Source organism: Musicola paradisiaca NCPPB 2511 (assembly GCF_000400505.1).
In the GTDB taxonomy this organism is placed as follows: domain Bacteria; phylum Pseudomonadota; class Gammaproteobacteria; order Enterobacterales; family Enterobacteriaceae; genus Musicola; species Musicola paradisiaca.
This window is the reverse complement of record NZ_CM001857.1, coordinates 2,752,113-2,766,734: the sequence shown is the minus strand read 5'-3', so window position 1 is coordinate 2,766,734 and position 14,622 is coordinate 2,752,113. Positions and strand designations below refer to the sequence as shown.

Annotated in this window: 13 protein-coding genes and 1 tRNA gene; 4 read left to right on the top strand and 10 right to left on the bottom strand. The window is 51.1% G+C overall.

Annotated features, from left to right (window positions below):
• Positions 1-9: 9 nt before the first annotated feature.
• Positions 10-618, bottom strand: coding sequence for a hypothetical protein (locus tag DPA2511_RS12210; protein WP_015854062.1), 609 nt, complete (start codon positions 616-618; stop codon positions 10-12).
• A 912-nt stretch (positions 619-1,530) separates the two neighbouring features.
• Here DPA2511_RS12210 and DPA2511_RS21690 point away from each other — a divergent pair.
• On the top strand, positions 1,531-2,160 hold the full coding sequence (locus tag DPA2511_RS21690; RefSeq protein WP_071597674.1) for a reverse transcriptase family protein: 630 nt from the start codon (positions 1,531-1,533) through the stop codon (positions 2,158-2,160).
• 160 nt (positions 2,161-2,320) lie between these two features.
• Positions 2,321-3,685, top strand: coding sequence for an AAA family ATPase (locus DPA2511_RS21685; RefSeq protein ID WP_015854060.1), 1,365 nt, complete (start codon positions 2,321-2,323; stop codon positions 3,683-3,685).
• Between the two features lie 517 nt (positions 3,686-4,202).
• On the opposite strand, the gene DPA2511_RS23705 is transcribed toward DPA2511_RS21685, so the two are convergent.
• From DPA2511_RS23705 to DPA2511_RS23485, 3 genes are all read right to left on the bottom strand, one after another.
• On the bottom strand, positions 4,203-4,532 hold the full coding sequence (locus DPA2511_RS23705; RefSeq protein WP_015854059.1) for an HGGxSTG domain-containing protein: 330 nt from the start codon (positions 4,530-4,532) through the stop codon (positions 4,203-4,205).
• A 410-nt stretch (positions 4,533-4,942) separates the two neighbouring features.
• On the bottom strand, positions 4,943-7,579 hold the full coding sequence (locus DPA2511_RS12185; protein WP_015854058.1) for a TOPRIM and DUF927 domain-containing protein: 2,637 nt from the start codon (positions 7,577-7,579) through the stop codon (positions 4,943-4,945).
• 87 nt (positions 7,580-7,666) lie between these two features.
• A complete protein-coding gene (locus DPA2511_RS23485; protein WP_226376596.1) occupies positions 7,667-7,966 on the bottom strand; it encodes a host cell division inhibitor Icd-like protein in 300 nt (99 codons plus the stop codon).
• A gap of 189 nt (positions 7,967-8,155) precedes the next feature.
• Between DPA2511_RS23485 and DPA2511_RS12170 the strand changes: the two genes are divergently transcribed.
• Positions 8,156-8,347, top strand: a complete 192-nt coding sequence (locus DPA2511_RS12170) for a YlcI/YnfO family protein (protein WP_015854055.1) — start codon at positions 8,156-8,158, stop codon at positions 8,345-8,347.
• 190 nt (positions 8,348-8,537) lie between these two features.
• On the opposite strand, the gene DPA2511_RS12165 is transcribed toward DPA2511_RS12170, so the two are convergent.
• From DPA2511_RS12165 to DPA2511_RS12140, 6 genes are all read right to left on the bottom strand, one after another.
• Positions 8,538-8,750, bottom strand: coding sequence for a helix-turn-helix transcriptional regulator (locus DPA2511_RS12165; protein WP_015854054.1), 213 nt, complete (start codon positions 8,748-8,750; stop codon positions 8,538-8,540).
• Between the two features lie 187 nt (positions 8,751-8,937).
• A complete protein-coding gene (locus tag DPA2511_RS12160) occupies positions 8,938-9,540 on the bottom strand; it encodes a hypothetical protein (protein WP_226376595.1) in 603 nt (200 codons plus the stop codon).
• Positions 9,541-9,751: 211 nt separating this feature from the next.
• Positions 9,752-11,002 carry an integrase domain-containing protein gene (locus DPA2511_RS12155; RefSeq protein ID WP_015854052.1) on the bottom strand — a complete coding sequence of 417 codons (1,251 nt, stop codon included), beginning with the start codon at positions 11,000-11,002 and terminating at the stop codon, positions 9,752-9,754.
• 187 nt (positions 11,003-11,189) lie between these two features.
• Positions 11,190-11,266 (bottom strand) — tRNA-Pro (locus DPA2511_RS12150).
• Positions 11,267-11,344: 78 nt separating this feature from the next.
• Entirely contained in the window at positions 11,345-13,117 is a 1,773-nt protein-coding gene (gene yejM / locus DPA2511_RS12145) for an LPS biosynthesis-modulating metalloenzyme YejM (RefSeq protein WP_015854051.1), read from the bottom strand.
• 14 nt (positions 13,118-13,131) lie between these two features.
• Positions 13,132-13,359, bottom strand: a complete 228-nt coding sequence (locus DPA2511_RS12140; RefSeq protein ID WP_015854050.1) for a YejL family protein — start codon at positions 13,357-13,359, stop codon at positions 13,132-13,134.
• A 148-nt stretch (positions 13,360-13,507) separates the two neighbouring features.
• Here DPA2511_RS12140 and yejK point away from each other — a divergent pair, with 148 nt between their 5' ends.
• Positions 13,508-14,518, top strand: coding sequence for a nucleoid-associated protein YejK (yejK, locus tag DPA2511_RS12135; protein ID WP_015854049.1), 1,011 nt, complete (start codon positions 13,508-13,510; stop codon positions 14,516-14,518).
• The last annotated feature ends 104 nt before the right edge of the window (positions 14,519-14,622 follow it).

Below are 14,622 nucleotides of genomic sequence, written 5' to 3'. Positions count from 1 at the left end.
ACATCGCTACTAATCTATGAACGATGTACACCATTTCTCATACCGCTGAATGAGGTTTTTTGTCATTCTTGTCATTTTCGCATCTGACACCCGCCAATATGCGGTTTCGGTTTTTATCAACCTGGCTAACTTTCTTTCAAAGGTTTCCCAGCGCATCCGGGCTGGCTTTGCAAGCCACCGGGCGTGGTTAAGCAGGTTGTCTGCGGGTGGGAAATCATCACCCCAAATTGCCCGGCGCTGCTTGCGCGCACTCAGTAATAAACGGTCGGCTTCGTCTTTGCTTTGACTGGCGTAATGAAGATGCCAGCATTTTCGGCAGCCGATATCTTTACACCCGATATACAGTTTTGCTGCCCGTTCGCCACAGTGGGGGCAAACATACCATTCACGTACACCATACCCCATGCGTGTGGCCGTAATACCGATCCTTCGCGTGACACCGTTAATGGTGGCGCTGTAGCCATCTGAATATCGTGATAAATAGAGTCTTCCGCTCTCTGTGTCGCAGTAAACCTGCGTATTGGGTGCTGCATTGCCCAACTTATCGCGCAAATGGGCGAGAAATTGCAGGTTAATACGCGGCAAATCGGTGGTGTAACTTCTCGTCTGGTCACGCATTATCCGCCTCCAGTGCGCATCAACATGCGCAGAGTTCGCAATCTGAATACGAAATAATATGATTCTGGCAAAAATGGAAACCGGTGCGCAATATCTGCCAAATCCAGTCATAGCAAGGGCTAGAGTCCGATTTGCGAATGGCTACCGTTCGGTTTCGTTTTGCGCACTTGGGTTGCGCATTGTGCAATTCAGATTGAGCTGTCATGGTGTGCAATCAAAGTTCTTTCAGCCCGGCAAGTGTCAAGATAGTTGGCCCCGGTTAATTTAGGTTGTCTGTATTTCCCGTTCTGGATTCAGCATGGCCTCGCCTAAGCAGGGGGCCAGTTCCGTGCCCTGCATGACCAGCGTTCAGGGCGTTGTGCTTGGCTGACTGGCATAGTCTGAAATACGCTTCACGATCTATTCCCATCCTGTCATTGGTGTTTTCGATGGGGTGACAACTATCTTTACAGAGGGTAATTGCGCCAAAGCCGGAGTTCTCAAACCTCCAAATACTTTACATGTGGCTTTTTTGGATTATACTAAATCCATGCCGTGACTAGTGAGAATCTCCGGTCAATTGACAACGGCCTCTACAGGCTTTAATGCACTTACAATGCCGCTTCGCTTACTCGTAGTTAGTTGAAAAACCTACGATGTAACGAGGCGGTTTTTGTATGTATCATACCAGCTACCCATACATCTCACATCAAAGTGTCTTTCCAAACCAGATATAGGTATGATATCTATATAAAATGATAAAAATTAGTGGTGCCTCATGAGCATAAAGATAAAAGAAATATTTGATATTTATTTCAATAACTCAATGGATTTTAATGATTTTTTCAATTTGAATAAGATGGAGTATTTGGAGAAAAAGATTTTCAGGGGTAGAGAAATAGTAGCATATAAAAAGGTTTTAATAAACTTCGATTGCTTCATCGCTTCCTTAATGAGGCTATCTTTAACAGGGTTGACATCATGGATGATGTTGTCTTTTCTTATAGAAAAAAAGTTAACGTATTTGATTGTGTTTATCCGCACAGAGCGAATCCATTTATATTTAAAACAGACATTAAGAACTTCTTCCCTTCTTTCAATCGTGATTTCATCGAAAGTAAGTTAGAAAGTGTTTTTAAAGAATTTATCATATCAGACATTAATGAATATTTATTCAAAATAGTTGAGCTTGTAAGTTATAATGATTTTTTACCAGTAGGTTTTTCTACATCTCCTTCGTTAAGTAATATCCTTTTTAGTGATGCTGATAAGAAATTGAAATCATTTAGCATATCTAATGGATATATATATACACGATATTCTGATGATATAATCATATCCTCAGAGAGCGAAATCCATAAAAAAGATATATTCACTACTGTTCAAGGCATAATAAACTCTGAATGCGATTCGTTTGTTTTAAATTTTGATAAGACCAAACTTTTAAAAAAAGGTGGTGTCAGAAAAATCATGGGGGTCAGCATTATGCCTGATGGATATATATCTGTCGACAAAACGATAAAAACAATATTGAAACAAAGTTACATTATATATCAAAATTAAATAACGTTAACTCTCAAGAGCCAGAGCTAATAGAAATAAAAAGATACTTATCAGGCATGATTAATTACATAAGTACGATTGACGATGGTTATATAAACAAACTGAAAAGAAAGTATGGTTCAACTATAGTGGAAATGTTTCTTAGGAAGAGCCTTGTAAAATGAAATTCGAATTATCAATAAGTAAAATACAGCATCTATCTAATCTAAATGCAAGCTTTGATTTTAGTGAAAGTAAAATATTTTGCATTGTTAGTCATAATGGGATTGGGAAAACAACTTTAATAAAATCAATGGGGATTTTATTCCAGCCAACTATTTTTGTAAAAACATCCAACCCATTTATATTCAATGCAAACAGTGAATTGTTGATAGATATCGATGATGATCATTACGAATATAAATACAATTCCTCTATCAATCAAATAGATTGCAAAAGCATTATAAATCAAAAAAATTTAGGCGTTGTCGAACTTCCAGTACCATATGGAAAACGTTATGGTTCATATTCAAGATTGAATGAAATAGACGGAAGCTTAAGAATTAAAATAGCATTTCGCGAATATTCAAGTCCCGATAAATTGATTGAATTTTTGAATTTTATATATCCTTATAAAAACTTCTCCGACCTGAAATCGGTAGAGATAAATGGAGAAGAATATTTCTTCAGGATAGTTGGTACTACTAACTATATCCGAGAGGACTATTTCAGCTCCGGGGAATATTTTGTAATTAATATATTTAGAATAATAAATTCAGATACAAAGCTGATTATAATAGATGAAATAGATATGTCGTTAGATTCATATGCCCAAATAAGACTTGTGAAGCTCATCAAGAGATCTAGCGAAGAAAGTGGAAAGTTTTTTATATTTACAACACACTCTCTTGCAATGTTAAAATCCATTGATGACATTGGCATAGATATTTATTATCTCGAAAATTCAAACGGAACCGTTGACCTAAAAAAAAGGGGCTACAGTTATATAAAAGGAGTTATGTTTGAGTTTAAGGGCAGCGATAAATACATTCTAACCGAAGACTCAGTTTTAAAAGAATATATTGAAATGAAAATGCAAGAAATCATAAATGAGTCAAGATTCAACAAAAAAGAAAAAATTGAGGTTATTAGCATAGGTGGCTGCGAGAATGTTATTGATTTTTATAGGGGAAACAAGAAAGAGTCTTTTCTGTGTGAGAGAGATGAGAAGGTGCTGGTTGTTTTAGATGGAGACGTTAGATCTAACATTTTAGAAAAAAACAAAGACATTGCATCCAAGTTGCTTTTTTTACCTTTCGAGTCAATTGAAAAAGAAATTTTTAAAAAATACTCAGATCAAAAATATAAACTACCTTTTGTTGGAAAGTTAAAAGGAAAACCTGAAAAAAGAAATAAAAAATACTTTGAGAGATTAATTAAAAGGACAGGGTTTGATATGGAAAAAATTTTCGCAATTGCAGAAAAAGATAATTTTGAGGCTGTTTTAAATTTTAAAAAAAGACTCTCATCTTTTTTAAAAATGTAGCAGCATGGGCACGAGAAAACACTATTTATAATAACATTGCCAGCCTTCGAACAGGCTGTAAACTCTCTTCTACATCTGAATTATTGATACAATTGAATATCAGTTGCTTGCACATTGCTATCGTTCAGTTTCGTTTTGTACAATTGTCCTATCTGACAGCAGGTTGAACGTTTAGCGCAGGACGAGACAGGAAATACACTAACAAAAGCTAACAGTGCATGGGGTAGGATGCTTGCATTGTGGTACGCACTGAGGATGACGCATGGTGCTGCGTACTTTATTGCGTACCGGCTCTAGTTTGTGAGCTGCCAGGCTAAACGCTCACCATACGGGTTGTGGTGAATGAAGTAAGTTAGGAAGCAAAAAACCTTAGCATTTCTTAGCATGTTTCCACGCCGTACAAATTGATTTCAATTTGCTGTCAATTTGAAAAATTTAGCTATGACAATATGTTAGCCGATTTCCCAGTAGGTTCGCAGTTCGCACCCACCAATGCTGGTGCGAACCACTGTGCACGTTATGCCGTAGCGGCTTCGTTTTTGCGTTTGTTCTCCAGCCAGCGGCGGTAGCCTGCTAACTGGCGGGCTTTGCCTTCCGGCGTTTTGGCTCCGGTACTTTTGCCGCCGTGGTATTTGCAGCGGCCATTACGGTAAATGTCCGTGCGTTTGCAGGGTGTGCCAGCACGGGTGGTAGCGCAGCATTGCAGGCCGCGCAGTTCATCAGGATAAGGCTCTAGCGGCGGTCTGTGTTGTGGGTCATAGCCGGTAGCGGCCCAGGCCCGGTGTTCGGCCATCTTGCGGTCATGGTGCGCCTGATAGCGCTTCAGTAATCTTTTACGCTCGTTCATTGCGGTACTCCAATCTTCTGCCATCCTGCCGACGTTCACCGTAAAACCTCTATATTTCTCTATGATGCATGGAGTAAGGCGGCATCGGTCGGCGTGATTTTTACGCCAGCCGTATAACACACCATGCGCCGGTGGTTCAGGTGGTTTTGTGGTTCACGTTAGTAGGCTAAGTTTTTTAGTGATGTAAAATCATTAGGTTATATTTTACAGTGGTGAAATATTCACCGATAATGAACCCCTTCCCGCCAGTAAAACGGGGTTCACCGGGTGGTTCAGTGGATGGGGGTTCAAAACAGGTAAAACGGGGTTCACCGGTGGTTCAAAAAATTCACTCACTGAGTGATAAAACAGGTAGTTACCTGTCATGAACCCCCTGAACCACGTGAACCCCGTTGTTCGTCGCGTTAGCGTCAGTCGGTCGTTTCCGCCTCTTCCGGCAGGTACATCAGCACGTAAAAACGCGGCTGGCGACCGTCCACCCGGATGGATTTACGGGTGTGTTTGCCGTCTGCGCCGGGCTTCAGCATCCCGCTTTGTGCCAGCACGCGGGCAAAGTGGCGCACGTTAAACCCTCTGGCGATTTCCGCTTCAAAGGTGGCCGGGAAGGTGTAGAACACCATCGGTTCATCGTCGTGTTTGCCCTTGTCGCGGTAGCCCGCCAGCTCCCGAATCGGTAAATCACGCGGGTCATACCCCACTGGTGCATAGCGGCTGAGGCCGTAAGTATTCAGAAAGGCTTCCGCCTGGGCGGTGATTTGCTGGTGCTCCTTGTTGCCGGTGCCGAATTCCTTAATCCAGGCATTGAAGCTGTGCTGTATCGCATCCCGGCACGCCTGCGGCTCCCAGCCGGTGACGGTCCGGCCCACCAGTAGCGCCGCTTCCAGAATGGCGAAGCGCTCCGCCACCCGGTGAACCTGCTCGCCGTAATCGGCAGGAATGAGGCTGCGCCAGCGGGTTTCCGCCTCGCTTACCGCCTGTATGGCGTCCTCGCGGTGTTCGGCCAGATAGCGTATCCATGCCCGACCGGCTGCGCCGTAATGGGTGCGATACGCCGCTTTCAGCGCATCGGCGTGCACCTTGCCGTCCGGGTAGCCGTGGAATTGCCGGGCCTTCTCCAGCGGCAGATTGAGCAGGCGCACCAGTTGCCCGGCTTTGGGGGGAATGCCTGCGCTGGCGAGAAAGGTTTCCATGTCCATTTCCCCGGTGCTAATCGCCACCGTGCGCCAGCGTTTCAGCTCCCGGTTGCCGCCTTCCCGAGCGCCCTGCAATTTGCCGACGCCGTTAAACAGCGTGTAGGCTGAGGTGGACACCGAGCGCGCATCACTTCCCTGGCCGACTTCATCCAGCGGCAGTAGGCCATCGTTATGGGCTTCGGCTTCGTTGGCGATACCGAGCGCGGTGCCGTACCAGGTCAGCTTCAGTGCCTGCGGGTCACCGTACAGGCTGGTGGCGACGTTGGCGGTGGTGGTTTTCCCGGCGCTCGACTGTTCATAGAAATGCAGCCCAAAGCCGTCCGAACCGGACAGGCCAATCAGCGGCGCGGCCAGAGCGGCGGCAATGGCGGTCATCATCGACGGGTTGCCGGATGCCAGCCGGGCCACCGACTCGCGCCAGCTTTCCGCCGTGCCACTGATGCCGTAACCGGACGCGGTAGCGCTGCGGCCCCGGAACAGTACCGGGCGCGACGGGGTGCCGATGACTTCGCCATCCGGCATCAGGTACGCGCCGCACTGCCAGCCGGTGCTGTGGGCGATATGCCAGACCTCGCCGCTGTGCTGGCGCTGGAGCCAGTCGGCCAGAATGGCGCGCAGGTAGGGACGGGTGGTGACGGTCACACCGCCCGCCTTGAGCGTGCGCCAGCCTTCGCGCTCGCCCACGTCTGCCAGCGGCAGGGCAGCGGTTACGGCCTGTGTCGCTCCGGCAGGCTGCCAGCGCAGGATAAGGTATTGCTCGGCGTCATCGCGCCCGACACCCGCCACCGCCAGCGGGGAGCATAACCACTGCTCGTGCTGGATGATGTCGCCACTGTCCCGGTCGGCTTTGGGCGTCACCCAGTACACCCCGGTGGCGCGGCTGTCCACAAACGGGGCCAGCGGCTCGCGTCTGGCCGGTGGGGTGTCGTCGGTCGGTTGATACAGCGATGCCTGAAAGGCGCGGGTTGCCGCCTCGATACCGGCCTGCTGGCGGTAATCGTCCCAGTCAGCCTTTTCATCCGTCGGCGGCAGGGCCACCCAGCCGTTCACTTCGCGGGCGGCTTTCTCCGCCCACTGTTTGCCGGTGTTGGCCTTGCCCGGTGCGGTGTCGTTATCCGCCGCCACTATCAGCCGGGCAGCGGGAAAGCGCGTGCGCAAGGCGCGGGCCACTGGCAGCAGGTTTCCGGCGTCGATGGCGGCCACCGTCATGGCCGTTGGGTTCATCTGGCTGACACTCAGCGCGGTTGCCAGCCCTTCCGCCAGAATAAGCGTGTCGGGGTGAGTGGGCGCAGTGACCGGGTGATACGCGCCGGTTTTGGCCGAATCGGTCAGCAGTCGCTTTTTACCGTCCGGGGCGAGGGTCTGCGCTGCCGTGACGGTGCCTTCCGCTGTCTGTAACGCCAGCAACAGGCGGCCATCCGGTAGCAGCGGGTACGTGGCTGCCAGCCCTTTCCCGGCCAGATAAGCCGATACGCCCGGCACGGCCTGACGCGCCAGCGCCTGATAGCGTTGCAGAAAGCGCTGACGTTTGGCGGCGGGGGCGTCTGCTGGCGCGGTGACAGAAGACGCTGGCAGCGTGCCGACCACCTCCGCCACCAGCCGGGCGGCAGCGGTGATATCGCACTGCCTGACTTTCTGCACCAGTTCAAGACCGTCACCGGCCCCGCACTGGTTACAGAAATGCGCCCCGCGCCCGTCATCATCAAAACGGAAGCGGTCTTTACCGCCGCACGCCGGGCAGGAGGCGTGCTGGCGGGCATTGTCGGGAACCGTAATCCCCAGTTGGGCCAGTACCGCCCGCCAGCGCCCTTGCGCCGCACTGGCGGTGTCGCGGATAAGGTCGATATTACGCATCGGCCCGCTCCTCCAGCATCAGCGGGGTTTGTTGCTCCTGCAAATGGGTGTGGTAAAGGCAATCAAGGCGCTCCCACAGGATAAACATCAGGATCTCTTTGGCTTCTGGCTGCTCCAGTTCGACGATGGCATACGCCAGCGCCCGGCACTGGTCGATAATTTCTTCCAGCTCCAGAGGGGTGTTATCAAACATGGCGCACCTCCTGAACTGGCAGGCGACCGGCAAAGACCAGAATAAAAATCCGGCTCCAGATAGCGACGGGCTTCGGCTTCGCTGTGGGCTTCAACGGCAAGCGGGCGGGGAGCAGTATTTGGCGAGTGACGCCGCAGCGCCAGGAAGCGATACTGAAATTTGGGGCGAGTTTGGGTAGACTGTAAACCAGCCATGACGTTACTCCTTTTAACGTTGCGGTTAGAGGCCCGGTATGTGTTGCTGCACTGCCGGGCTTCGTTATGTCAACCTTGAATGAAACCAAGGTGTGCGCACACATTAAGTTATGGTGTGTGCACACGTCAAGGTTTTTAATCCTCACCGCTTTACGTATAGTGTTATCACCTTCTTTAACGGAGTTAGGCATGGCAACCGGTAATAACAACAATAAATCCATTAAAAAAGGAATTCGCTTTCCGCATGAACTTATCGACGAGATCGACGCCAGCGTAGAGCGGGAGAAAGCCGATAACCCGAACGCCAATTTTTCCGCCTGGGTGCTGGATGCCTGCGGGCGTAAGCTGGATGCTGAAAAGCGCGAGAAATCAAAAAAATAAGCACCGCTGGTGTGGCTGGCAGAATAGGGCGTTGTTCTGTTTTGGGCGTAAGTCAGCCCCTGGCCGCGAACGGCCATAAATGGCGATGACATCATGAGTCAAACTCCGGTTAGTCGGTAATTGAATCGAAATAAGATCAAAAAGGTGGCGACGGCGGTGTTATTAAGCCTCCGCGCCTATGCCTGACAGGTTAATTCCCGGATTGCTGATCGCGTTCAGCAATCCGTTGTGACAGCCAGGTGTTAACCTCATCTTCAAACCAACCTACGCGGCGCAGGCCAATGCGAAAGCCTTTCGGGAATTCCCCGGCGTTGATCATTTCCTGAAAGCTGCTGTCAGAGCTGACGCGCAAAATGGCTTTCACTTCTTTTTTCAGCAGGATTTTTCTTTCTAACAGACTCATAAACAAGGATCTCCAGTAAAACCGATGCTATCCGTTCGGTACGAATAGTTAACCGGGATTACCGGTCAAAGTGTGGTAAGTCGGGGGAAATAGTTGGCTGGGTCAGAAATAGAGTTAGGTGATGAGTGGTGTTGGTTTGGTAACGGCCAGAATCTGATCTAGCCGTTACTCTGTCTGTGATCGTCAATTATGCGTCTGAGCTAAGCGACACGGCGGCCAGCGCTTCGCCAATTAACTTACGAAAAGATTCTGTTTTGTCGGGTTCACCGGTGCCAAGTGCGCAACTCACCGCAAGCGCTGCATCTTCCGCCAGTTTTTTCTGGTTCAGTTTGTTACCCCACTTATAAACACCACCACTTTTACCTTCAAGCGCCTTTGCCAAACCCGCGATAAGAAGTAATGCGGTATCACGATTGGCGAATTCACCCCAATTTTCTGGTAATGGCGTGTCTTTTTTGGGATCGGAAAAGCTATACCAGGGTGAATCATCAGAAAGTAATTGGTTAGCCCACGGCCAAATCTCGGTAGCCAGGAAGGTGGCATCGTGAATTTCCGTGTTTTGATTGATAGTGTCTACGTCAATCTTGGTTGTCCATATGTTGGTGGTGTCGCCCCATGCGTGCGTCGCTGAGGCGCGGATCGGTTTTATTACGCCAAATCTGACCGCCTGAAAAATGGTTTGTAGATAGTTTTCGGTTTCAGCTTCATGGTGGTAATAGGGAACGGAGTCAGGCAGGAAGTCATCAACGCAGTAAGAGACAGGCGCATCTTCGTTACCTTGCGATGCCATAACGCTAGCAACCTGTTGTGCTGTGACCTCGAGCAGTCCCCGCATGTGTCTGGGTATTTTCAGCATATTCCCTCGGCTAGAGTGTCGAATGCAAAGGCCCGTGGTGATAGGGCCAGTGCAATGTACTAGTTTCTATCGGTTTTCACCGGATAGCGCCATTTTAGGAAGTGCTGTAACAGGAATCAACAAATAACTGTATAAATAAACAGTATTAGGCGTTAATCACTCGTAGCCCTTTTGCGCCGTCTGCGGCCATCGCCTTACCGGTGGCGGCGGTTTCAACAAACTCACCCCACCAGCACATCAGTACCTTGCGTTGCTCCAGATAGGTGGAGCGGTTGTAAGCGCGGCGCACTTCATTGGTGTCAACGTGAGCTAGCGCGGCTTCGATGACGTCTGGCGGGAAGCCTGCTTCGTTGGCGGCGGTACTGAAGATAGCGCGCAAGCCGTGGGACACCAGCACGCCTTTGTAGCCCATGCGACGCAATGCGGCGTTAGCGGTTTGGCTGTTCATTGGCTGTTTGGGGTCTTTAGCGGAAGGGAACAGATATTCCCGGTGCCCGCTGATTGGCTTCATGGCGTCCAGAATGGCTAACGCTTGTGGGAGCAGGGGAATGACGTGCTCGCGGCGCATCTTCATGCGGCCTGCCGGGATTGTCCAGGTGTTCTGCGTAAGGTCTATCTCGCTCCAGCGGGTTTCTGCGGCTTCAGCCGGGCGAGCAACGGTCAACAATTGCCATTCAATCAATAACCGGGTTTGTAGCTCGATGCTGGCGACCGATAGCGTTTTCATCAGGCTAGGTAATGCCTCTGGCCGGATGGTCGGCATATGGGTTTTCACCGGCGTCTGAAATGCTTTGCGGATCTTCGCCGCCGGGTTAGCCGGTATCAGACCTGAGTTAACGGCATAATCCATCACTTCGTTAATACGCTGGCTAACCCGTTTAACGGTTTCCAGTTTGCCGCTGGCCTGTATCGGTTCCAATGCGGTGATGAAATGGCGGGCGGTAAGCTGGCTGATAGGCTGGTTTGCGATGAACGGGAACACGTACTTTTCCAGGGAGCGCCAGATATCTTTAATGGTGTTTGCGGCCAGCGGTTGAGATTTTTTCACTTCATACCAGTCGGCGGCGACTTTGGCGAACGTGTTCAGGCTGATTGCCTGTTCTTGTTCGCGCTGCTGTTGCTGGTGGAATTGCGGATCGATGCCTTTTTCTAAAAGTGCTTTGGCTGCTTCGCGCATTTGGCGGGCGTCGGCCAAAGAGAGCGCTGGATAACTGCCAAAGGTGAGCGTAGTCCGCTTTTTGGTCTGTGGATGGTAATAGCGAAAGCGCCAGGTTTTTGTACCAGATGGTTTGACGAACAGCAGCAGCCCGCCGCCGTCATGCAATGACAATTCTTTATCCGTCGCTTTGGCGGCTTTGACTTCCGTGTTGGTGAGGGGCTTTGCCTGAATTGCCATGATCGTTTCCTTTGGGACTACGGTTTTATGGGACTATGCCGAGTTAGTCCCAAATGTAGTCCCAAAGTTTCCGGCTGTAAACGGGGTATCCCGGCAGATAACAGGCAACAAAAAAACCGCAAACTCAGAGAGGATGCGGGTTTCTGTGGGGTTTCCGTCAGTAACCGGTACTGACGGAAGTGGTATTTGGTCGGCACGAGAGGATTTGAACCTCCGACCCCCGACACCCCATGACGGTGCGCTACCAGGCTGCGCTACGTGCCGATGTTATGGGCCGCTATACTACCGTTTCCTGTTGTGATTGCAATAGCCATACTGAATGACTGCTTTAGATTTAGGCAGTTAGTTAGCAATAAATCGCCGTTCGCTCGTTAAGACCTGCAATAACAATCCAAGCTGTGGTTTTTCATCTTTCAGTTCTTGCCCTTGCGCATCGTAAGCACGATAACTGCCGTTATTATTCAACAGGATAATTTGCTGCGGCGTGATAATGGTGAGATTACCGTTGGTGCCGTTAGTCAGCCAATTCAAGCGTCGTTCAGCGCCGAAGAGATCCTCTCCCTGAGAATAATCGTCTGTAGGATTCTTCACATGCAGCAAGCGTTGCATCAGCGTAGCCATAACATCTTTAGGGTCGGTCATTTTGCCGATAGTCTGCACCGGCGTTTCCGGCCAGTGGATGACCAGCGGTACCTGACGATGCTCACGGTTCATCGGCGTTGGATCGCTGTCGCCCTGCCGTTCTTCGGGGCTTTGCTCGGCCGTCACCACGACGACGGTGTTATTCAGCAGATCTTTATCGCGCAACGTGTCGAGGATGCGCTGCAGTTGCGCGTCGATGTCGGTGGTGCCCTGTTGATAACGGCGTTGTTGCTCTGCGTTCGATAACGGCTTGGCATTGCCGTTTCGATCATCGTGCTTCAGTTCTATAAACGAGAACCAAGGGGATTTGGTGTCGGTGTTGCCATCCAGCCATTTGACCCATTGAGTGGTGATGGTGCTGTTGCCTTGTGGATCGTCCGGCGGTAGTGAAAAATCGGACAGCAATGCCTGACGATACAGCGGGCTGCTGAAGCCGCTGGCGGAGAACAGGCCAAACTGATAACCCTGCCGGCTCAGCGCAGCGATCAATGCGGACGGCTTGCTGCTGGCCAACACTCCATCCATATAGGTGGTGGAAATACCGTAGAACAGGTTGAACAACCCGCCATCTGCCTGGGTACCTGCGCTGAAATGATTGCTGAAACGCACGTTACCTTCGCCGAAACGGGCCAGATTCGGCATGGTGTGCGGTGTGTCAAGATTAGGCGTGCTATCCATCACCACCATCAGCAGGTTGTAACCGCTGCCGGTATCGCGAAAACGGATCTCGCCCAGCGGGTACTCGACGGAAACCGCATCCGGGTTGCCCTGGAGAGCCAAACGCCGTTCGTATTCCTGCGCGTCGAGCAGGCCGTGTTTCTCCAGAAAACGCCGGGCCGTCATCGGGTAGGAAAGCGGCAGGTTGGCGCGCTGCATGGTGATTGGGCGATAGAAGTTGGCATCGGCCCAGATGTACATCAGATGCGAGGCGCAAAAGGCGACGATGAACACGCCCGCCAGCGGTTTGCCGAAACTGCGGCGGTTCAGGCTGCGCAGTTTTTGCCACGACCAGGTGCCGAACAGCATCTGCGCCATAAAAATGATGGGCGCGCTGATAAACAACAGCTGCCAGTCCCGTACCATTTCGCTCTGTTCCGGGTTAGTAACCAGTTCCCAGACAGTAGGGTTAAGGTGCAGATGGAAGCGGTTGAACACTGCGGCGTCGACAATCAGCAGCGTCTGCCCGGCGGTAGCAAGCGCGGCTGACAAAAAACGCAACAACCGCTGCGACATGACGATAAAGGTCAGCGGGAAAATGATCAGCAGATAGGCGGAAAAACCGATGAAGCTGAAGTGTCCCAGCCAGCTAATCAGGGCATAGGCGCGGCCCGCCAGTGATGCCGGCCAGTCGGCTACCCACAGATAGCGACTGCCGAGAGCCAATGCGAGCAGGATGTTGAACAGCGCGAACCAGTGCCCCCAGCCAATCATCTGGGAGACTTTTTCCCGGTAGCGCGGACGGTTGGTTACCATGCCGAAAGCCGCTATCAGTGGGTTTTTTCAGTGCTGACGGACGCCTGTAACGCACTCGCGAAAGTCCGGGCCAGCGCCGCACGTTGCTCTGGGGCGACACTGGTATTGATCAGGTTAGTGACCATATTGCCCAGCACCATCAGCGCAAGATCGGTGGGGGCGCGGTGCGTCTCCAGTACGCCGACCAGGTCTAGTAGCAGTTGTTCAATCAGTTCGTCACTGTAGCGGGATGATTGCGGCATATAATCGTCATTCTCAGATAATGAAAGGCCAACATATTACCGTATAGGGATGTGGTTTTCCGCACTTTTATCATTTGTCCGTATGACGGCGTTGCGGCTAATGGCAGGAGGTGTTTGAATACGCTCCTTGCTAAAAGGAGAGTGTACCATGAGTCTGGATATCGACCAGATTGCCCTGCATCAGCTGGTTAAGCGCGACGAACAGACGCTGGAACTGGTGCTGCGCGATTCTTTGTTGACCGTGAACGAGGCCGTCAGCGAGATGATGGCGGAACTGCACCGCGTTTACAGCGCCAAGAACAAGGCCTATGGCTTATTCAATGAACAGAGCGAGTTGGCGGACGCCCTGCGCGCCTGCCGCCGCGGGGACGATGATTTTCTGGCGTTTTCTCGTGCCGCCACCGGTCGTCTGCGCGATGAGCTGTCCAAGTATCCGTTCGCCGAAGGCGGCGTAGTGCTGTTCTGTCAATATCGCTATCTGGCGGTGGAGTACCTGCTGGTGGCGGTACTGAATAGCTGCAACAGCATGCGGGTCAACGAACAGCTCGATATCAGCAGCACGCATTATCTGGATATTCACCATGCGGACATTGTCGCGCGCATTGATTTGACGGAGTGGGAAACCAATCCGTCGTCGACCCGCTATCTCACCTTCCTGAAGGGGCGCGTCGGGCGAAAAGTATCTGATTTCTTTATGGATTTTCTTGCCGCAGCCGAAGGGTTGGATGCCAAAGCGCAGAATAAAGGATTGCTGAAAGCGGTGGATGAATACTGCGCCGAAGCGGAGCTGGATAAAAGCGAGCGCCAGCAGTACCGTCAGCAGGTTTACAGCTACTGCAATGAGCAACTGCAAGCCGGCGAGGAAATTGCGCTGGCCGCGCTGTCGCAGGAGTTGCCGCCGCTGGGTGAGAAGAGTTTCGAAGCGTTTACCGCAGAACAAGGCTATGAGCTGGCGGAAAGCTTCCCGGCGGATCGCGGCACCCTGCGCCAATTGACCAAATTTGCCGGTAGCGGCGGCGGCATCAGCATCAATTTCGATGCGTTGCTGCTGGGCGAACGTATTTTTTGGGATCCGGCCACGGACACCCTGACCATCAAGGGCACGCCGCCCAACCTGCGCGACCAACTGCAACGCCGTCTTGGCGGCGGTAATCGCTGATCCCCCCGGAGGGAGCCGGTGTTGCTTCCTCCGTCCATAAGTAACCGTATTTGGCGGGGCCGACACGCTGTTTTATGATGAAAGCCTGCCCTTTCGGTGAGTGA

Coding starts and splice junctions, on each gene's coding strand:
- DPA2511_RS12210 (WP_015854062.1), bottom strand. CDS start 618: ATGCGTGACCAGACGAGAAGTTACACCACCGATTTGCCGCGTATTAAC.
- DPA2511_RS21685 (WP_015854060.1), top strand. CDS start 2,321: ATGAAATTCGAATTATCAATAAGTAAAATACAGCATCTATCTAATCTA.
- DPA2511_RS23705 (WP_015854059.1), bottom strand. CDS start 4,532: ATGAACGAGCGTAAAAGATTACTGAAGCGCTATCAGGCGCACCATGAC.
- DPA2511_RS12185 (WP_015854058.1), bottom strand. CDS start 7,579: ATGCGTAATATCGACCTTATCCGCGACACCGCCAGTGCGGCGCAAGGG.
- DPA2511_RS23485 (WP_226376596.1), bottom strand. CDS start 7,966: ATGGCTGGTTTACAGTCTACCCAAACTCGCCCCAAATTTCAGTATCGC.
- DPA2511_RS12170 (WP_015854055.1), top strand. CDS start 8,156: ATGGCAACCGGTAATAACAACAATAAATCCATTAAAAAAGGAATTCGC.
- DPA2511_RS12165 (WP_015854054.1), bottom strand. CDS start 8,750: ATGAGTCTGTTAGAAAGAAAAATCCTGCTGAAAAAAGAAGTGAAAGCC.
- DPA2511_RS12160 (WP_226376595.1), bottom strand. CDS start 9,540: ATGGCATCGCAAGGTAACGAAGATGCGCCTGTCTCTTACTGCGTTGAT.
- DPA2511_RS12155 (WP_015854052.1), bottom strand. CDS start 11,002: ATGGCAATTCAGGCAAAGCCCCTCACCAACACGGAAGTCAAAGCCGCC.
- yejM (WP_015854051.1), bottom strand. CDS start 13,117: ATGGTAACCAACCGTCCGCGCTACCGGGAAAAAGTCTCCCAGATGATT.
- DPA2511_RS12140 (WP_015854050.1), bottom strand. CDS start 13,359: ATGCCGCAATCATCCCGCTACAGTGACGAACTGATTGAACAACTGCTA.
- yejK (WP_015854049.1), top strand. CDS start 13,508: ATGAGTCTGGATATCGACCAGATTGCCCTGCATCAGCTGGTTAAGCGC.